Origin of the sequence: Winogradskyella wichelsiae (assembly GCF_013403925.1) — a bacterium.
GTDB lineage: Bacteria > Bacteroidota > Bacteroidia > Flavobacteriales > Flavobacteriaceae > Winogradskyella > Winogradskyella wichelsiae.
Map to the genome: position 1 here is coordinate 320,272 of NZ_JABFDJ010000004.1, position 20,561 is coordinate 340,832.

Below are 20,561 nucleotides of genomic sequence, written 5' to 3' on the forward strand. Positions count from 1 at the left end.
CAGTTGGATTTTTTTTAACTTTAAGTATGAAAATTTTAGTTATTCAACAGAAAATGATTGGTGATGTTTTGGCAACAAGTATTTTGTTTGAAGCCATTAAACAGAAATATCCAAATTCAGAATTACATTATGTGATTAATTCACATACATTTCCTGTAGTTGAAAATAATCCTTTTGTTGATTACTTTCATTTTTTCACTCCAGAGCATGAAAAGAGTAAATTAAAACTTTTCAAATTTGCTAAAGATTTAAACAAAGAAAGTTTTGATGTTGTTATTGATGTTTACATCAAATTATCGAGTAAACTAATCACTTTTTTATCTAAAGCTAAAACTAAAATATCAATTAATAAAGGTCAAAAATCCTTAATCTACAATCACACTTTTAAACATAAATTAAAAGCTGACACCAATGCTGGTTTAGCTATTGAAAATCGATTACAACTACTAACCCCTTTAGATATTGATCCTTTAAAAATTGTAAGGCCAAAAATATATCTTACAGAGAATGAAAAAAATGAAGCCAAACTATTTTTAGAATCTAATCATATAGATTTAGAGAAACTATTATTTATGATTGGCGTTTTAGGTAGCGGAAGTAACAAAACCTATCCTTTTGAATACATGGCAAAAGTGATAGATCAGATTGTTTTAGAGCAACCTGATAGTCAAATTTTATTTAATTACATTCCTAAACAAGAAGCTGACGCTAAAGCCATTTTAGATTTATGCACAGCAGAAACTAAAAAGAAAGTTTATTTTAAAGTTTTCGGAAAAAGTTTAAGAAGCTTTTTAGCAATTACATCTTACTGCGATGCTTTAATAGGAAATGAAGGTGGCGCAATTAATATGGCAAAAGCATTATATATACCAACATTTACTATATTTTCTCCTTGGATTAAAAAAGAAGCTTGGAATATGTTTGATGATGGACAAAAACATGTTTCTACCCATCTTAAAGATTATAATAAAGCGCCTTATCAAAATATTAAACACCCAAAAATCTTAAAATCAAAAGCTTCAGAATTATATTTAGATTTTAAGCCTTCTTATTTTGAAAGTGAATTAAAAGAATTTTTAAAGCGATTGAATTAGGCTTTCTTAATTCCGAATTCTGTCCATTTCAAGTTTTCTTTTTTCACTTTAGCTCTAATCGCTAAGTTTCTATCTAAAGATTCTTGAGTTTTATAACCTCTTGCGTGATCTAAATGTAAAACGATTGCTTTATAACGAATTTGCTTCGTCTTCATTCCAAAATTTACTAAGCGCTCTCCTAATTCTCTATCTGGCCCACCATATTGCATACGCTCATCGTAACCATTAATAGCAATTAAATCTGCTTTCCATGCAGAAGAATTACAGTTATTAAACGTTGCTCCTGTTGGTGTAACGACATCTAAAAAACTAGCTAAACCATCTTTTACAGATAATTTTAACGTGTTTTTACTTCCTAATTCTCCTTTAGATTTTAACCATTTTACATCAAAACAATTGTGAGATGTAATATCATCTTCAGAAATAGTTTCACTTAAATCCATATTAAGTTTACAATATCCGCCAGATAAGAAATAACCTTTTTCTGCAAATTTGGCATGTGTTTCTACAAAATCTTCACGCGGAATACAATCTCCATCTGTAAACAAAATATATTCATTTTTAGCCATAACAATAGTTTCGTTCAATATTTTTTGACGTCTATATCCTTTATCTTCATGCCAAGCATGTGTAATATTTACTGGGTAATTTTCGTTAAATTTATCAATAAGAACTTTGGTTTCATTGGTAGAACCATCGTCTGCAATAATAATATCAAAATCTTTATAAGTCTGTACACTGTAACCGTATAGAACTTTCTCTAACCAATCTATTTTATTATAGGTTGCAATAATCACTGTTATTTTAGGTAGTGCCATTGTCTATGCTTTTATTATACCAAAATTGGTATAGGTTGCTTTATTCTGTTTTGTTTCTTTCCTTATTTGCTGATTTAAAGCTAAAGCTTTTTCATTTTTATAAGGTCTATCGTGATGCAAATGTACACAAATACAACTATAACGTACTTGTTTAAATTTAACACCATTGTTCATCATGCGCTCCCCTACTTCTCTATCTAATCCGCCATATTCCATACGTTCATCAAAACCATTCACCGCTAAAATATCTGCTTTGTAACACGATACATTCATACCATCAAAAGTGGCTTTTGTTGGTGTAATTGTATTTAAAAAAATAGCTTTCTGCCTGGATTTGGTTAGCTTATTGAGCTTAAAACTTTTGGGCTGACCTACTTCTATAAGCCAAGACTTATTAAAACAATGTTGTTTAGAAATAACGCTTTTACTCATTAATTCTGTAACACTTTCTACCAACTTAAAATAGCCACCAGAAAGCGCTCTGTTTTTTTTGCGCAAACGTAAATGTGTTTCTACAAAATCTTGTCTTGCAATACAATCGCCATCAGTAAAAATGAGATAATCTGAATTCGAAGCCGTAATAGCTTTATTCAGAATTTTAGTTTTCTGAAATCCTTCATCTTTATGCCAAACATGAATCACTTTTAATTCTGTTTCTGAAGAAAATTGGTCAACTACGGTTTTTGTTTTTTCATCTGAACCATCATCTGCTATAACAATTTCAAAATCAGTTATCGTTTGTAAGCTATAACTATAAAGCACCATTGCTAACCAATTTGGTTTATTGTACGTACTTATAATTACAGTAGCTTTAGTATTAGATTCCATAGCACAAAAATACTATTTTTACAATTGTAAAAACACAACTATGCTTAAACTATCTGGAGTTATAATTACATTTAACGAAGAATTAAATATTGAAAAATGTTTAAAATCTCTGGCTAATGTTGTAGATGAAATAATAGTTGTAGATTCTTTTTCTACCGATAAAACTAAAAGTATTTGCAAAAAGTATAACGTCACTTTTATTGAGCAAAAATTTTTAGGGTATACAGAACAAAAGAATTTTGCTTTATCGCAAACAACACATAATCATGTAGTAGCTTTAGATGGAGATGAAGCCTTATCTGAAACGCTTCAGGAATCGATTATAAATCTGAAATCTAATTGGAAATTTGATGGGTATTACGTTAATCGTTTTAATAATTTTTGTGGTCAATGGATTAAGCACACCACTTGGTATCCTGAAAAAAAAATACGTGTTTTTGATAAAACAAAAGCATCTTGGTCTGGCTATAAAATACACGAAACGGTTAACCTAAACTCTAAAGATTCGAAAGTCGGAAAATTAAAAGGCGATATTTTACATAGTAATTATCAGTCGTATTCTGAGCACAATCAACAAATTGAAAAATTCACATCAATTTCTGCTCAAGCTTATTACGATAAAGGAAAAAAATCATCACTTTTTAAAATTATTGTAAATCCGACTTGGGCCTTTTTTCAATCTTATGTAATAAAACTAGGCTTTTTAGATGGCTTTAATGGTTTCTATATTTCTGTACAAACTGCTCATATTCGCTTTTTGAAGTATGCAAAATTACGCGAGTTGAATAAAAAATCTTAATGTTTTTTCTTTCTCCAGAAAAAATACTTTCTCTTAAAAGCTTCTTTCTTTTTAAAGCTTAGTGAAAATTTTTGAGAGAAAAACAACATGCGTTCTTTAACTTCATCGTGAGGTTTACCAATAAGTTTGGCATATTCATCACTTAAAACTTCAAGCATATAATCTTTAGGTGATAAACGTGCAAAATTAGCTAAACGCTCATCATAACTTAAAGTTTTAAAATCCATTCGGTTAAGATCTACCAAATAAAATTTATAGTCATCACCTTCTTTTTTAATTAGCGTATTACCTGGCGAATGGTCTAAGAAATGAATTCCGTTTTCATGCAAGCGATAAGTAAACTGTGTAAACTTTCTTAGAATATTATCGTAATCATCACATGTTGGATCATCTACAAGCTTTCTAATTGTAAAATCATATTCTAACTGCTTACTAATATAATAACTACTTCCAAAGGTAAAAGCGGATTTATACTCAACAAAAGCCTCTGGTGTTGGTGTTAAAATCCCTGCCTTAAGTAAGCGTTTTGCGTATAAAAAAGAACGTTCGGCTTTACTTTTTCTAAAAAAACGATAAACAATTTTATTTACCAAGTTAGGCACCTTAAACTCCTTAATATTATAGCGTTCACCGCCAATCGTCAATATTTTTATGACATTTCGGTAACCATTACCAATCATTTCACCTTGTTGGTCAAAGTTTTCGATGGCGTGCATTAACTGTTCTTTCGTTAATGTTGAATTATCTTGAATTTTTACGGTTACAGACATATAATAAACAATAGTAATCTTTGGCTGCAAAAGTAGGTATTTAATTCTTTGGACGAAAGATTAAAAGCCGCTTCAATTATAGCCGAAAGACTTCCAAATATTTCTGTAAATTTGTCCACACTTAATAATTTTCAATGTTTAAACACTATCTCATCACTCGTTTTAATCTCAAAAATAAAAATTGGGATGTCACTAAGAATAACGAAACGTTATTAACACGTGAATGGATGACGCATAGAATTGGATTATTTAGTAATTTTTGTCTTCCTTCAGTTGCTAGTCAAACCAATACCAATTTTAAATGGTTACTTTTTTTTGACGCCACAACAGATGCTAATTTTAAGACTGAAATTGAAGCACTTTTAAAACCTTTCCCACATTTTAAGGCTTTTTATATTGACGGAATGGATGCTTTTCATTCGTCTATAAAATCATATATAACTGAAGATAGTAAAGACAGTCCTTATATTATTACATCTCGAATTGATAATGACGACTGTATTCACAAGGATTATATCTCAACCATTCAACAGCAGTTTAAATCACAAGATTTTATGGCTATTGATATATTAAAAGGTTATTCGCTTCAAGTTTCACCAGACATCATGTTAGGTAAGAAAGAACATATTTTTAACCCTTTTATTAGTCTGATTGAAAAAAATGAGACACCAAAAACCGTTTGGTTCAGCGACCATAACATGTGGAAAAAAGAATCGAGACGTATAGAAATTGCAAATCAACGTTTATGGATGTCTATTATTCACGAAAAAAATAAAGTGAACGAATTTGATGGTTACGATAATGTAAGTTGGGATGATATAAAAACCGACTTTATTGTTTCAGATGAAATCAATATAAAGGTTTCAAAAAATATTATTCCTCATAAAGAATGGCGCTACTTAAGTTTTAAAAACAAGCTTTACGTTAATTACGTCTTAATGAGTAAAAAATTAAAAAAAGCAGCAGGTTTATATAAGATTAAGTAAGCTTATAATCCTTATTTTTACATCAATCACTACAATCAAACATCTCATCAATGCGATTAATACAATTTACAGCCTCTAATGGTTGGCGTGGACACGAACAAAAAATCATCTATTTATATGAAGCTTTTAAAGCTGAAGGACATGTAGAAGATCAATGGATTGTTTGCCCTATCGATTCTGAATTATATCGTATTGCAACCGAGAAAGAAATGCAAGTTATTCCGTTTGAATATAAATCGGAATACAGTTTATCTTATGCAAAAACATTTAAAAAATTAGCAAAAGAAAAAAGAGCAACCGTTATATTTATTCATAGTAGTAAGGCACATACATTGGCTGTACTTTCTCATTTTATTTACGGCATGAAAGTACCTCTAGTCCTTTGTCGTACACTTATAAAACGTGTAGACACTAACTTTTTTAGAAAATGGAAATACAATTATAAAGGCATTAAAAAAATTATTTGCGTGTCTCAGCCTGTTGTAGAATCTTTAAAATTTGCCGTTAAAGATCATAGCAGACTTTCTGTTATTGGTAGTGTTACTGATATTAATAAATTTCAGAAACAAGCACCTACAGGACTGTTACATAAAGAATTTAATATCTCTGAAGATTATAAATTAATTGGAAACATTGCTGAATTCACAGGTTTTAAAGATCACTATACTTGGGTCGATACTGTTGAAATTTTAGCAAAAGAAAATGCCTTTAAAGCTAAATACATCTTAGTTGGAAAAGGCAGCATGGAACAAGACATCAAAAATTATGTTGATGAAAAAGGCTTAACAGAGCATATAATCTTTACTGGTTTTAGACGCGATGTTCCTGAGATTTTACCTGAGTTTGATTTGTTTCTATTCACTTCTAACAATGAGCCTACCGGTGGCGTACTATTAGAGTCTTATGCGTGTAAAGTTTCAATTGTTGCTGCTGATGCCGGAGGAATATCAGAAGTTATTGTAGATGGAGAAACTGGTCTTTTAGCAAAAGTTGGTAATCCAAAAGATTTTGCCTCTAAAGTAACGCTATTAATGAATGATAAAGCACTTCAAGACAGGTTAACAACCAATGGTTACCAGTATCTTTTAGATAATTTCACTAAATCGGTTATTGCTAAAAAAATGTTTGATGAATTATTTAAGCATGAGCTTCGTTAGGCAGTTGTATCAAGTCCCCCATTATTTGATTAAGAGGTTCTGACATAACGCGTTTCATACCACTCTTTGGAAAAAAAGTTAATTCACCAAAATATATTTTCCCTTGTATAGAGTATAAATCTACACGTATAAAAATAAAATCCTTAGCTAGTTTTCTAGCTGTCTCAACCATTTCATCAAAGTTCTCTGGTTTATCTAATGCGCGCCTTAAATAATTTGATTTTTCAGATGGCAACTCTATTTTATTCCACTCCATGTCATAATAAGACCTCTTTCTTATACCATCCTCTTCTGCTTTAGCATATATATATTTTGGTTCTCCTTGAAAGCACAAAAATTTATAATCTACAATAGCCGCATCACCAAGCTGATCTAAAAAATATTCAACTAGAATTCTAGGTTTTATATCTTTATATATAAGCTCTTTATATTTATCGTAATAATTCAATGATAAATATTTATTAAGCTCTCTTTTCGTTTTCTGCCAATCTAAGCTAGTTTTATCCTCTGCGATTATGTTATAACCAGAACCATGTGTTCCTTTCATAACAAATTTATTTGGCAAGCTTTCAAAATCAATATCGTCTACATTATCATAAACACCAATGATATCAACGAGATATTCAGGCCCCAAAACTTTTTTTATATGAGACCTAACTTCATATTTATCTACATAATCTTTGTATGCTTCTGTATATAAATTCAATTTTAACCATTGAATTTTTTCAGAAATCTCTTTTGGGTTTTCAATATTGAGATCCTTCTCATTTTTCAAATAATATGAGCTTTTTAAATACTCCACAACTTTATTAGGTTTATTCTGCAGATACTTTGTAAGTATTTGATAATATTTTTTTTTAAAAAAATTCATATTAAAATAGCTCGATTTGTTGAATGACAAAAATATTAATAGTTATTTACTATATTTTATAAATAATGAAGTATTTTCAAATCAATATCATTTGATTGGTGATAAATTAATGAATTTTCAAACATTGGTTCCGAATCGTATCTTTACAATACCATAGAACACAGTTATGTCGTTTTAATTACTCTTATGAATTACAATCAAGCCAACAAAAACAACATACTAAACCTCATCAATAGAGAAGATGAATTGTTTAAAAGTGATGTCAATAAATATCATAACAAATTAAATACAATTGTCTCATCTTCAAGATTCTTAGTGCTTGGCGGAGCTGGTTCGATAGGACAAGCCGTTACTAAGGAAATTTTTAAACATAACCCCGCTAAACTGCATGTCGTAGACATTAGCGAAAACAATTTAGTAGAATTAGTGAGAGATTTACGAAGTTCTTACGGCTATATTAATGGTGATTTTAAAACCTTTGCTCTAGATATTGGCTCTATTACGTATGATGCATTTATTAACGCCGACGGAAAATACGACTACGTTCTTAATCTTTCAGCATTAAAGCACGTTCGGAGTGAAGAAGATCCGTTTACATTAATGCGAATGATTGATGTGAATATTTTTAATACCGAAAAAACCATTCAACAATCCATTGAAAATGGTGTAAAAAAATACTTTTGTGTTTCTACAGATAAAGCGAGCGACCCTGTTAATATGATGGGAGCTTCAAAACGAATTATGGAACTTTTTTTATTCAAAAAAAGTAAAGAAATTAGTATTTCTACAGCTCGTTTTGCTAATGTAGCATTTTCCGATGGTTCTTTATTACATGGTTTTGAACAACGTATTAAAAAGCAACAACCAATTGTAGCTCCAAACGATGTTAAGCGTTATTTTATAAGTCCTGAAGAATCTGGTCAACTCTGCTTAATGTCTTGTTTATTTGGAAATAATAACGATATTTTTTTTCCTAAATTGAATGAAAAATTTAAACTATCTAGCTTCTCCGATATAGCTATAAACTTTATTAAAAACTTAGACTACGAGCCTTATTTATGCAAAGATGAAGATGAAGCAAGAGCCTTTGCTAAAACTTTACCGCTCTCTGGTAAATGGCCGTATTTATTAACAAAAAGTGACACCACTGGCGAAAAAAAAATAGAACTATTTTTTACAGAGAATGAAACTTTAGACTTAAATCGTTTTAATTCTATAGGGATTATTAAGCCCAATTCGGAACTGAATATTAATGATAAAATAATAGCATTCACCAAGTCTATAAATCATTTAAAAGCAGAAAAAAGTTGGACAAAGGAAGATTTAATCACTTTATTCCATAAAACATTACCGAACTTTACCCACAAAGAAACAGGTAAATATTTAGACCATAAAATGTAACGGATGCATCATAAAATAGAAGTTGTAATTATGGCTGGTGGTAAAGGAGAGCGTTTAATGCCTTTAACCGCAAACACACCAAAACCCCTTTTAAAGATTGGAGACAAACCTATAATTGAATACTGCACCGACCGTTTAGCTTCATACGGAATTAAACATATAAACATTACCGTCAATTATTTAAGCAACCAAATCATTGCTTATTTCAAAGAAAACAATAAGCATCAAATTAACTTTAATTACATTAAAGAGCCTAAATCTTTAGGTACAATTGGTGCCCTAAAATTAATTAAAAACTTTAGTAAAGATTACCTCTTGGTAATGAATGCCGATTTACTTACTAATGTAAATTTCAACTCTATTTTTAAAGATTTTATTTCAAAAGGAAGTGATGCATTAATCGCAACTGTTCCTTACAACGTAGTTATTCCACATGATTTGGTTGAAATAAAAAAAGGATTAGTTACTAATTTTAAAAAGAAACATTCTTACTCGTATAACTTAAACGCAGGTATTTACATTTTTAAAAAAGACTGTTTAGATTTTATTCCAGAAAACACTTTTTTTGACGCTACAGATCTCATTGAAACCTTATTAGAGAAGGGTAAAAAAATCAGCAATTACCAAATTTCAGATTATTGGTTAGATATTGGTAAACACGACGATTTTAAAAAAGCACAAGAAGACATAAAGCGTCTAAAACTTTAGCCTTTTTACAGGTCTTTTTGAGGATTATTAAAATATTTTAATTCTAATTTATTCTTCTATGTTAAAAAGGGTAATATTCATTTTAAAAAATTGGCCTTGTGTCGTATCTTTGCGCAGCTAAAAAATACAGTTCCTTTTTAATTCATTTTAGAGCCTCTGTACTTTCAATTATCCTATGAATCACAAACAAGCATTAAAGCACAGCATATTTAAATACATCACTCAATCTGCAGAAGAATTGCAAGTAGAAAGCTACGTCATTGGCGGCTTTGTACGCGACTATCTTTTAGAACGAGGTGATGCAAAAGATATTGATGTGGTTGCTGTAGGTAGCGGTATTGAATTAGCTAAACAAGTCGCTAAAAATTTACCAAACCATCCTAAAGTTCAGGTTTTTAAAACTTACGGAACAGCAATGTTACGTTATGATGATATTGAAATTGAATTTGTAGGTGCACGTAAAGAAAGTTATAACGAAAATAGTAGAAATCCTGTTGTTGAAAATGGCACGCTTAAAGATGACCAAAACCGACGCGATTTTACGATTAACGCTTTAGCTTTAAGCTTAAATGAAAACAATTTTGGAGAACTTTTAGATCCTTTTGATGGCCTTAGTGATTTAGACAAAGGAATTATTCGTACACCTTTAAATCCTGATATTACTTATAGCGACGACCCGTTACGCATGATGCGTGCTATTCGTTTTGCTACCCAACTCAATTTTAAAATTGAAGAGACATCGCTAAAAGCCATTGCTGATAATAAAGATCGCATTACAATTATTACCAAAGAGCGTATTGTTGTTGAACTCCATAAAATTTTAGAAAGTAAAACACCTTCTATTGGTTTTATTCATTTAGAACAAACAGGACTTCTTCAATATATTTTACCAGAATTAACAGCGCTTAAAGGTATTGATGAAATTGAAGGCCAACGCCATAAAGATAATTTTTATCACACTTTAGAAGTTGTAGATAACATTGCTAAAACTACGGATAACCTTTGGTTACGTTGGGCTGCATTGTTACATGACATAGGAAAAGCACCAACTAAAAAATTTCATAAAAAAATTGGTTGGACCTTCCATGCGCACGAATTTGTAGGTTCTAAAATGGTTTACAAACTCTTTAAACGTTTAAAAATGCCATTGAATGACAAAATGAAATTTGTTCAGAAAATGGTTTTTATGAGTTCTCGACCTATTGTCTTAGCTTCAGAAGTTACAGATTCTGCCGTACGACGTTTGGTTTTTGATGCAGGAGATAATGTAGAAGATTTAATGACGCTTTGTGAAGCAGATATCACAACTAAAAATCCAAAGAAATTTAAAAAATATCATAATAACTTTCAGAAAGTTAGAGATAAAATTGTTGAAGTTGAAGAACGCGATCAAGTTCGAAATTTTCAACCACCTGTTTCAGGTGAAGAAATTATGGAAACCTTTAATTTAAAACCTTCAAGAGAAATTGGATTAATTAAAGAGACTATAAAAGAAGCTATTTTAGAAGGTGAAATCCCTAATGAACATGCAGCCGCTTTTGAGTTGATGCTAAAACGAGGGAAGGATTTAGGACTTGTAGCAGTAAGCAGTAAACAGTAAACAGTAAAATAATATTAATTCTTGTATTTATGGCTCATCAAACTAAAGAAAATAAGGCAGTTATTTACTGGTTATTGACAGGTTGTGCTTTAATTTTCATTATGGTTATTGTCGGTGGTATCACTAGACTAACACATTCTGGCTTATCAATCTCCAATTACAAATTAATTTCAGGAACAATTCCTCCAATGAATGAAGTAGAATGGAATGAAGCCTTCGAACTTTACAAGCAGTATCCTGAATATCAAAAATTACACAATCACTTCAACTTAGAAGAATTTAAAGATATTTATTTCTGGGAATGGATTCATAGAGTGATTGGTCGTTTTATCGGTATGGTTTTTATCATTCCTTTTATTTATTTCTTAATTAAAAAACGACTATCTAAATCTACTGTCAAAAAATCTGTTATTCTACTTATTTTAGGAGGTTTTCAAGGTTTTTTAGGATGGTATATGGTAAAATCTGGTTTAGTAGATGAGCCTAATGTGAGTCATTTTAGACTAGCAGCACACTTAACGACAGCATTTTTAACCTTTGCTTACACATTTTGGGTTGCTTTAGATTTAATGCTTCCTGAGAAAAAAGTGATTGACAAAAAATTAAGAAACTTTATAAGAATTGGTTTAGGCGTTCTTATTATTCAAATTATTTATGGCGCTTTTGTCGCTGGTTTAGACGCTGGTTGGATTCATAACCATTGGCCATTAATGAGTGATGGTAAATGGATACACGAAACTGTATTTATTGAATACAGCCCTGTTTACCTTAACTTTTTTGAAGGTAAAAGTGGTGTTCAATTTGTACACAGAACGATGGCTTATGTTGTGGTAATTTTTATCCTAGCAATTTGGTATAAGGCAAAACGAACTAAATTAACTGCTTTGCAAACTAAAGGGATCAACTTGCTTTTAATAATGGTTGGTGTTCAGTTTTTATTAGGGGTTTTAACCTTAGTTCTTGCAGTTCCGGTTATGTTAGGTGTTCTACATCAAGTTGGTGCTTTTATTTTATTAAGTGCAATGACTTTTACCCTACATCGCTTTACTAAATAATTAAAAAATATTTAACTTTGCAGCATGATTTACAGATTTAGAATTATACTAGACAACGATACAGAAGAAGATGTATTCCGCGATATAGAAATCCGCGAAAGCGATACCATGGAAGACCTACATAATACTATTACTCAATCTTTTGGGTTTGATGGTATGCAAATGGCCTCGTTTTATGTTAGTGATGACCAATGGAATCAAGGTGAAGAAATCGCTATGATGGACATGAGTGAAGCTGGAAATGAAGTAAAAATGATGAACGAAACCATCATTAATTCTTTGATTCACGAAGCTGCAACACGTTTAATATACGTTTACGATTTTATGAACATGTGGACATTCTACGTAGAATTAGGTGAAATTGTAGAAGAAGCTGAAGGTACCGATTACCCAAATTTAATGTTTGTACATGGTCAAATCCCTGATGAAGCTCCAGAAAAAACTTTTGAAGCTGAAGAGGACGAAGATGAGTATAACGAATTTGACGATGATTTAGATCTTGACGATTACGATAATTTAAATTTTGATGAAAATTGGAATTAAAATAAACTAAAGAAAATTTTTCATATTAATGCCTTGGTAATTTCGTTTCACGAAATCTAAGGCATTTTTTAGTATACTACCCATACCTTCACTTCGTCTAAACTCTAAATCGTGAGTGAAATTATAAATTTCTTCTCGTAACATTTCAATATGTTCTTGCGTAGAAAGCGTATCATTTATCATACAATCTAACAGTAAATTTATTCGGCTATTAAAACTAATCATACGTCTTGCAACAATAGAGCGCTCTTCAATTTTATATTGATCAACTGATTCTTTTTGAATTTTATTTCTCACCAGTTTTACCATGTCATAGTTCTCTTTAAAAAACTGAGGTCTGTAAATATTTAGTTTTCCTTCATAATTTTGCTGATCAAAATCTATAGCTCTAATTTTATAAACAACATGATCAAAATCATGTGTTGGCACAATGACATAATTATAAGATCTCATATCACCTAAAAGCCTAATTAAACAACGCTCATTAAACTTCACAAATTCTTTAGCTATTTGAGATTGTTCGCCAGGGGTACATTTTGGCAGCATATCTTTCATAAAAACATCACCAGGAATTCCCGCTATATGTTCTTCTACTAGCGTATCCTTATATACCAAAAAGTTAAGATAATAAGGCGACAACATATGTTCTAATTCTAGACCATAAACTCGAGATGCATCGGCTTTCTTAACATAGAAATTAGTATAATTATCATTCAAAATATTTCGAACTTTAATTCTAAAAGGCTGAGAATTACCGAAGGTGCAAAAATCAATAGAATCGACATTTAAATACTTAAAAATGTATTCATTTCCATCAGAAATCAAGTTAGAATACACCCGTTTTAAGGCAAAATCTATTTCTTCTCTTTCAAATTCATTGTAATACACTCTAACCCATAACGTATCTTCATCATCCTCGTCATAAACAACAATAGAACCTTGAAAACGCATTAAATCATCATAAACAATAGGCGAACGCATATTTCTGTCATATCTTTCCAAATATGATTGCAGCTTAGGGCTTATTGGGTATGACGGTTTCTTTTTTGAAATTTTTAAATCTTCCATAACATTAAATTCAGAACTAAATTAATACTTTCTATTTTTATGCTGTAACAATATCACTATTAGTTCGTCTTATTTTATAACTAACCAATCTTTATCAATTTGGAACCAATACTTACCATTAGTAATCTTACAAAGAAATTCGGCTATTTAACTGCTGTTAAAAATCTAACTTTCACCATTAACAAAGGCAATGTCTATGGCATTTTAGGCCCAAATGGAAGTGGAAAATCTACAACATTAGGTATTGTTCTTAATGTAGTAAATAAAACACAAGGGGACTTTCATTGGTTTGATGGCAACATCTCTACACACGACGCGTTAAAAAAGGTTGGAGCAATTATAGAACGTCCAAATTTTTACTCTTACATGACAGCTGAACAAAACTTAAAGCTTGTTTGTCGTATAAAAGGGGTTGACCACAGCAAAATTGACGAAAAGCTTGCAATAGTAGGTTTATTAGACCGAAAAACACATAAATTCAGAACTTATTCTTTAGGTATGAAGCAGCGTTTAGCCATTGCTTCTGCCCTACTTAATGATCCTGAAATTTTAATTTTAGATGAACCAACCAACGGTTTAGATCCGCAAGGAATTCATCAAATACGTCAAATTATAAAGGATATTGCCGCCAATGGTACAACAATTCTTCTAGCATCTCATTTATTAGATGAAGTAGAAAAAGTGTGTACTCATGTTGTGGTCTTGCGGAAAGGTGAAAAATTATATTCTGGTCGTGTAGACGAAATGATTAACAGTCATGGCTTTTTTGAATTAAAAGCTGAAAAGCATGATGAATTGTTAGGGGTCTTAGAAACACATTCTAATATTGAGAAAACAAAAGTTGAAGGCGAGTTAATTACCGCATTTTTAAATGAGCCAATGTCAGCTTCAGAGTTTAATAAATTAATGTTTGATCGAGGCATTCTACTTTCTCATCTTGTTAAACGAAAAGAAAGTTTAGAAGAACAATTTTTACAATTGACTGACACCAAATAAAATCAATCCAAAAAATAATAGCATTCCTTTACCTTAAGGGATATGTAAAACTCATCCTATATGTTACGTCTTATACAACTCGAATTACAAAAACTTTGGCTTAATAAAGCTAGTAGAGTCTTAATTATAATATCGTTTATTCTACCTTTTACCGTTTTAATCCTTTCGTCAATAAAAATTAATTTCTTTGGTTTTTTCACTTTAGAGCTTGGTGAGTTAGGTATCTTTAATTTCCCGATTATATGGCATATTACAACCTTTTTTGCTGCTCAATTTAAATTTTTCTTCGCTATCGTTGTGGTAAGTATGATTGGTAATGAATACAGCAACAAAACTTTAAAACAGAATCTTATTGACGGATTAAGTAAAAAAGAATTTATCCTTTCTAAATTCTATACCATTGTTTTCTTTTCATTATGTGCTACCGTTTTAATTGGTTTAGCAACATTTGCTATAGGGATGTATTATTCAAGCTATACGGAAGCCTCAATAATATTTAGAGAGGTTGATTTCTTACTTGCTTATTTTCTAAAACTTGTTGGTTTCTTTAGTTTGTGTTTATTTTTAGGAATGCTCGTAAAAAGATCTGCTTTTGCTTTAGGTTTTCTATTTATATTATTCATTTCAGAATCTATTATTTATGGCTTAATGAAATGGCTAATCGACGGAAATATTGCTGATAAAATTCATGATTTCTTTCCGTTACAATCGATGTGGAATCTTATAGAACAGCCTATTCAAAGAATTATAATGACCAAATTTCCAGATAATACAGATATGGTTTACGACTTTGCTCTCCATTGGTATGAGATTGTTATTGTTTTAGGATGGACTGCTATTTTTGTTTTTTTATCTCTTCAACTACTAAAAAAGAGAGATTTATAATACCCTAGAAATAATTGCGACCTATACAAACAATATAGAGTTAAGAAGTTTTAAGCTCTTAACTTAATATTGTTTGTATTTTGTGTATTTTGCACTTACCGCTCTTATGAAAAAGATCTTTTTAGTTTTACTAGTACTTTCTACTAGTACCCACTTATTTGCACAAAGTGAAGCTTCATTTTGGTATTTTGGGTACAATGCAGGCTTGCGCTTTAATGCACAGTCGAGCACTGTTACAGCAATAACTGATGGTCAAATAAATACTTTAGAAGGCTGTACATCCATCGCTGACGAAGACGGAAACTTACTTTTTTATTCTGATGGCAGAACCGTTTGGAATAGGAATCATCAAATAATGCAGAATGGAGATTATTTTGGTGGTACTAGGCTTTTCGAAGATTCTTCAAGTAAATTATCTGACAAACATACACCATTCTTATTACCTTAAAACAATGATAAAAACTCGCTCTATTTCTACTAAAATTATATTATTTTGCTTAGTTGCTGTTAACTCTATAACATATGCACAGCAACCAAACGATTGTCAATATGCAGTTACTGTTTGTGGAAGTTCTAGTTTTAGTCTCGATGTAAATGGTGTTGGCACTCAAGAATTAAACGGATCGAACACGTGTTCTAGTCAAGAAAATAATAGTATTTGGCTAGAAGTTAATATTGCAGAAGCAGGTACACTTGCCTTTACGCTAACACCGAGTAGCTCAAGCATTACTGAAGATTATGATTTCTTTATTTTTGGACCTAATGTAAGTTGTGGAAGCCTCGGACAAGCTATTAGATGTTCTACAACAAATCCTGCAGCAGCCAACCAAGGTAATAATTTAACAGGTCTGAACTCCACAGATCCTGATCCTGACGAAGGTCCAGGTGCAGATGGTGATAGCTTTGTAAGTGCTATCAATGCTTCTGCTGGTGATAGCTATTTTATTGTTATAGATAGACCAATAGGAAATAGTCCTTTTTCAATAGAATGGACGGGTACTGCTACTTTTCCAGATGCGCCATCAAACACTTTAACGACAAGCGCTATATCCACCAGTTTACCCAACATTGATGTCTGTGACGACTTAGCACCTTACGATGATAATATTAGAGAATTCGATTTTACCCAATTATCTCAAGATATCATTAATGGAGAGTCTGACGTTGTGGTTAGTTATCATTATTCAGAAAGTGATGCTAATATAAGTTTAGATCCAATAAATGAAATTTTCAATAACACTTCTAGCAATGAAATAATTTATATTAGAGTTGAAAACACAACTACAGGTTGTTATATTATAAATGACGTAACTATTAGTGTTACCGCTCTAACCAATTTTAACGCAGCATCGGATTATGAAATCTGTGATGATGACCTAGACGGAGATGACCAAAATGGAATTTCGACTTTTAATTTTGGTATTAAAACACAAGAAATTCTTGATGGTATAACTGGCGTAAATTATGATATTACTTATTATTTAAGTGAAACTAATGCCGAAACGGCAACTGATCCCTTACCCATTAACTATACCAATACTGCTCCTACACCAACAGAAATTTTTGTTAGAATTCAAGATTTAGGTTCAGGTTGTATAGGTACTACTTCATTCAATATTAATGTAGCGCCAAAACCGATAGCTAACGATGTTTCATTATTACAGTGTGATGAAGACGGCATCCCTGAAGGTTTTACAACTTTTAATATTACTGAAATAGCCGATGAAATAACAGGAGGAATACCTGATACAACCGTTGAGTATTACTTATCTCAATTAGATGCTCAAAATCAACAAAATGAAATAGATGGTAATTCTTTTGAGAACTTCTTCAACCCACAAATAATTTACACTAGAGTAATTCACAACTTCACAAACTGTATTAATTTTAGTGAAGTTAGTTTAATGGTTAGTACTACATCATCTAACAATGCAGCCCTAGCAGTATGTGATACGGATGGTACTGAAGATGGTTTTACGGAGTTTAATTTAACGGATGCTAACAACGACATTTTAATAGGTGCACCAGCAGGTTTAGATTTGTATTACTACGAAACGTATGAAGATGCTTTATTAGAAACCAATCCTCTTAGCACAACTTTTACAAATACTACAGCCTATAACCAAACGATTTACGGACGTGTTGAAAACGCAAATGCATGTTATGGTATAAGCGAAATAGCACTTACTGTTTTTGAATTACCCAATATTGAAACTGTATTAGAAACTCAATATTGCCTCAATTTTTCCCCTGAAACATTGACGCTGAGCGGAGGTATTATTGACGACTTACCAAATAACTATTATTATTCATGGTCTACTGGAGAGGACACATCAACTATAGAAATTAATGCTCCAGGAATCTATACCGTAAGAGTAACCAATACTAATGGTTGTTTTAAAGATCGAACAATTACAGTTTCCCCTTCAAATATAGCTACAGTAACTAATATAGAAGTAATAGATGCCACCCAAAACAATACGGTATCCGTTCTAGTAAGTGGAGAAGGTGATTATGAATATGCCCTTGATGATGACAATGGTCCTTACCAAGATTCTAATGTTTTTAATAACGTGCAACCCGGACTGTATACTGTTTATATTAGAGATAAAAATAATTGTGGAACTACAGATGCCTTAGTTTCTGTAATTGGTTTTCCTAAATTTTTCACCCCAAATAGCGATGACAATAATGATTTTTGGCAAGTAAAAGGTATTTCTGCATTATTTCAAGCAGATTCATCTATATTAATATTTGATCGCTATGGCAAACTTATAAAAGAGCTAGATCCCTTAAGTGCTGGTTGGGACGGAACATTTAATGGTAAAATAATGCCAACTAGTGATTATTGGTTTAAAGTTAAATTACAAGATGAAAGAACCTTTACAGGACATTTTTCTTTGAAACGCTAACATAAAAAAATGTATTTTAGTGTCTCAAACACTACTTTTGAAAAGATTCTATTACATATTATATTGCTTCTTATTTGGCATCATAATTCAAACACATGCTCAAGACATAGCGCTATACCAACAATTTAATGGAAGGTATGATTATACAGCTTTGGGTAATACAATGAACTCCCAAGAGAATGGTACAACAGGTCCTTGTACTATTTTAACGTCATCATCGGCAAGTTTATCATTAGACACCAATCAAAATGTAATTGCAGCCTATTTGTACTGGGCAGGCACGCATACTGGAGATTTCGAAATATCATTAAATAATATTAATATCATTGCAGAACGAACTTTTAGCGATGCCATAGATGCTGATCGTGTCTTTTTCGCTGCTTTTGCAGATGTAACCTCAATTATTTTAGACCAAGGCAGTACTGATTATACCGTCTCTGATTTTGATCTTAATAGTGTTATTGCTCCTTACTGCTCTTCAGGTACTAACTTTGGAGGTTGGGCGATTACAGTAATTTATGAAGACAGCAATCTCCCACTCAATCAACTTAATGTTTACGACGGATTGCAAAGTGTACCAGAGTATTTAAGTATCACCCTAGACAACCTTAATGTTCTTGATAACGACAATGCTAAAATAGGTTTTATTGCATGGGAAGGAGACAGCTCTATTGCCATAAATGAACAGCTAACAATTAATGGAAATGTTATTAGTAATTATCCTTTAAATCCAGCAAATAATGCATTTAACGGCACCAATTCCTTTACAGGCGCGTCTAATCTCTACAATATGGATATTGATGTGTATAGTATTCAAAATCAGATTAATATTGGAGACAGCTCTGCAACTATAGCCTTAACCTCTGATCAGGACTTTGTAATGATAAATAATATAATTACTGTTTTAAATAGTCAATTACCAGACGCAACAATAATTATCGATAGCTACGTTATAAGTTGCGGAGACCATTCTATTGAAGTTTTCTATACCGTTTACAATAACAATAGTACTGCAGTTCTCCCTGCCAATACTCCCATTGCTTTTTATAGTAATAGTATTTTTATTGATAGCAGTGAAACATTAGGTGATTTAGAGATAAATACAAATGAAAGCGGCTCAATTACTCTAGACATACCTGAAGATTTAGGCGCTTCTATTATAATTATAGCTGTAGTAGATGATGATGGTGAGCAAAATGGTATCGTTACAGAATCTAATGAGAATAACAACAGTACATATGCAGACATTGATTTACTACTTATTCCAGAAATAACATTACTCCCAAATCTTCTTGGATGTAATGAAGGATTTGAAACTTCAACATACAACTTATTTAATGCCCTTGAAACTATAGATTATAACTTAGAAAATATCACTTTTTATAGGTCTATAGAAGATTTAGAATCAGGGTTAAATAGTATAAATATTCCGACGAATTACAATAACTTTTCCAATCCTGAAACATTATTTATTCGTTTAGAAAGTACACCATGTTACGAAATTTATCAATTTGACTTAACTACTGAGAATTGTCCTCCACATATTCCTGAAGGTTTTTCACCAAATGGTGATACTAAAAATGATTGGTTTAATATTCAAAACTTGTATGATATTTTCACAAATCATGAATTACAAATTTACAACCGTTATGGAGAATTAATCTTTGTTGGTAATAATAACCAACCTTGGGATGGAAAAACGAATAGAGGTTTAAATAATATAGATAATACAGTACCTGTTGGCACTTATTATTATATTTTAAATTTAAATGACTCAAATTATAAGCCATTTGTAGGTTGGGTTTACGTAAATTATTAAAAATTTTAATCTGTTCTTCTTTTTTTTACAAACACTTCATTAACTATAAATTTATAACCGTTAATAGGTTTTAGCTGTTTATCCCCTCCAATTAAAAATCGCTCAAAAAATTAAATTATAAATCCTGTTGAATCAAATAATTAAGTATTATAGTCTAATAATAAGATATCAGAAATCTAATTGTTACGATTTTTCTCACATAAAATCAGGAAACATCTGATAATCAAACAGTACAGAATGTATCTTTTCGC

Annotated in this window: 19 protein-coding genes; 14 read left to right on the top strand and 5 right to left on the bottom strand. The window is 31.2% G+C overall.

What is annotated here, in order from left to right:
• Positions 1-26 precede the first annotated feature (26 nt).
• Positions 27-1,094, top strand: a complete 1,068-nt coding sequence (locus tag HM985_RS10655) for a glycosyltransferase family 9 protein (protein WP_179376233.1) — start codon at positions 27-29, stop codon at positions 1,092-1,094.
• Here the strand turns inward: HM985_RS10655 and HM985_RS10660 are convergent.
• Positions 1,091-1,912, bottom strand: a complete 822-nt coding sequence (locus HM985_RS10660; protein WP_179376234.1) for a glycosyltransferase family 2 protein — start codon at positions 1,910-1,912, stop codon at positions 1,091-1,093. The genes HM985_RS10655 and HM985_RS10660 overlap by 4 nt on opposite strands.
• Before the next feature lie 3 nt (positions 1,913-1,915).
• Positions 1,916-2,740, bottom strand: a complete 825-nt coding sequence (locus tag HM985_RS10665) for a glycosyltransferase family 2 protein (protein WP_179376235.1) — start codon at positions 2,738-2,740, stop codon at positions 1,916-1,918.
• A gap of 40 nt (positions 2,741-2,780) precedes the next feature.
• Here HM985_RS10665 and HM985_RS10670 point away from each other — a divergent pair, with 40 nt between their 5' ends.
• On the top strand, positions 2,781-3,539 hold the full coding sequence (locus HM985_RS10670) for a glycosyltransferase family 2 protein (protein WP_179376236.1): 759 nt from the start codon (positions 2,781-2,783) through the stop codon (positions 3,537-3,539).
• Here the strand turns inward: HM985_RS10670 and HM985_RS10675 are convergent.
• Positions 3,536-4,309 (bottom strand): lipopolysaccharide kinase InaA family protein, encoded by a 774-nt coding sequence (locus HM985_RS10675; protein ID WP_179376237.1) that lies wholly within the window; start codon positions 4,307-4,309, stop codon positions 3,536-3,538. The two genes, HM985_RS10670 and HM985_RS10675, sit on opposite strands and share 4 nt — an antisense overlap.
• A gap of 134 nt (positions 4,310-4,443) precedes the next feature.
• Between HM985_RS10675 and HM985_RS10680 the strand changes: the two genes are divergently transcribed.
• Positions 4,444-5,295 (top strand): glycosyltransferase, encoded by an 852-nt coding sequence (locus tag HM985_RS10680; RefSeq protein ID WP_179376238.1) that lies wholly within the window; start codon positions 4,444-4,446, stop codon positions 5,293-5,295.
• 50 nt (positions 5,296-5,345) lie between these two features.
• Positions 5,346-6,452 (top strand): glycosyltransferase family 4 protein, encoded by a 1,107-nt coding sequence (locus HM985_RS10685; protein ID WP_179376239.1) that lies wholly within the window; start codon positions 5,346-5,348, stop codon positions 6,450-6,452.
• Here the strand turns inward: HM985_RS10685 and HM985_RS10690 are convergent.
• Positions 6,433-7,323, bottom strand: coding sequence for an ATP-grasp fold amidoligase family protein (locus HM985_RS10690; RefSeq protein WP_179376240.1), 891 nt, complete (start codon positions 7,321-7,323; stop codon positions 6,433-6,435). The two genes, HM985_RS10685 and HM985_RS10690, sit on opposite strands and share 20 nt — an antisense overlap.
• Positions 7,324-7,509: 186 nt before the next feature.
• On the opposite strand from HM985_RS10690, the gene HM985_RS10695 reads away from it, so the two are divergent.
• From HM985_RS10695 to HM985_RS10715, 5 genes are all read left to right on the top strand, one after another.
• A complete protein-coding gene (locus HM985_RS10695; RefSeq protein ID WP_179376241.1) occupies positions 7,510-8,724 on the top strand; it encodes a UDP-N-acetylglucosamine 4,6-dehydratase in 1,215 nt (404 codons plus the stop codon).
• A gap of 3 nt (positions 8,725-8,727) precedes the next feature.
• Positions 8,728-9,432: a nucleotidyltransferase family protein gene (locus HM985_RS10700; RefSeq protein ID WP_179376242.1), complete on the top strand. Its 705-nt coding sequence runs from the start codon at positions 8,728-8,730 to the stop codon at positions 9,430-9,432.
• 175 nt (positions 9,433-9,607) lie between these two features.
• A complete protein-coding gene (locus tag HM985_RS10705; RefSeq protein WP_179376243.1) occupies positions 9,608-11,032 on the top strand; it encodes a CCA tRNA nucleotidyltransferase in 1,425 nt (474 codons plus the stop codon).
• A gap of 29 nt (positions 11,033-11,061) precedes the next feature.
• A complete protein-coding gene (locus HM985_RS10710) occupies positions 11,062-12,087 on the top strand; it encodes a COX15/CtaA family protein (RefSeq protein ID WP_179376244.1) in 1,026 nt (341 codons plus the stop codon).
• 24 nt (positions 12,088-12,111) lie between these two features.
• On the top strand, positions 12,112-12,630 hold the full coding sequence (locus HM985_RS10715) for an IS1096 element passenger TnpR family protein (protein ID WP_173588034.1): 519 nt from the start codon (positions 12,112-12,114) through the stop codon (positions 12,628-12,630).
• A gap of 6 nt (positions 12,631-12,636) precedes the next feature.
• Here the strand turns inward: HM985_RS10715 and HM985_RS10720 are convergent, their stop codons facing one another.
• The gene (locus HM985_RS10720; RefSeq protein ID WP_179376245.1) at positions 12,637-13,698 is read right to left on the bottom strand and encodes a hypothetical protein; all 1,062 of its coding nucleotides are present in this window, start codon (positions 13,696-13,698) and stop codon (positions 12,637-12,639) included.
• 99 nt (positions 13,699-13,797) lie between these two features.
• Here HM985_RS10720 and HM985_RS10725 point away from each other — a divergent pair, with 99 nt between their 5' ends.
• The 5 genes from HM985_RS10725 to HM985_RS10745 all read left to right on the top strand — a co-directional run bounded on the left by HM985_RS10725 (position 13,798) and on the right by HM985_RS10745 (position 20,310).
• Positions 13,798-14,694, top strand: coding sequence for an ABC transporter ATP-binding protein (locus HM985_RS10725; protein ID WP_179376246.1), 897 nt, complete (start codon positions 13,798-13,800; stop codon positions 14,692-14,694).
• A gap of 60 nt (positions 14,695-14,754) precedes the next feature.
• Positions 14,755-15,579 (top strand): ABC transporter permease, encoded by an 825-nt coding sequence (locus tag HM985_RS10730; RefSeq protein ID WP_179376247.1) that lies wholly within the window; start codon positions 14,755-14,757, stop codon positions 15,577-15,579.
• A gap of 106 nt (positions 15,580-15,685) precedes the next feature.
• Positions 15,686-16,027 carry a hypothetical protein gene (locus HM985_RS10735; protein WP_179376248.1) on the top strand — a complete coding sequence of 114 codons (342 nt, stop codon included), beginning with the start codon at positions 15,686-15,688 and terminating at the stop codon, positions 16,025-16,027.
• Between the two features lie 4 nt (positions 16,028-16,031).
• Positions 16,032-18,491, top strand: a complete 2,460-nt coding sequence (locus HM985_RS10740; protein ID WP_179376249.1) for a T9SS type B sorting domain-containing protein — start codon at positions 16,032-16,034, stop codon at positions 18,489-18,491.
• A gap of 37 nt (positions 18,492-18,528) precedes the next feature.
• Positions 18,529-20,310, top strand: coding sequence for a gliding motility-associated C-terminal domain-containing protein (locus HM985_RS10745; RefSeq protein ID WP_218843407.1), 1,782 nt, complete (start codon positions 18,529-18,531; stop codon positions 20,308-20,310).
• Positions 20,311-20,561: the final 251 nt, after the last annotated feature.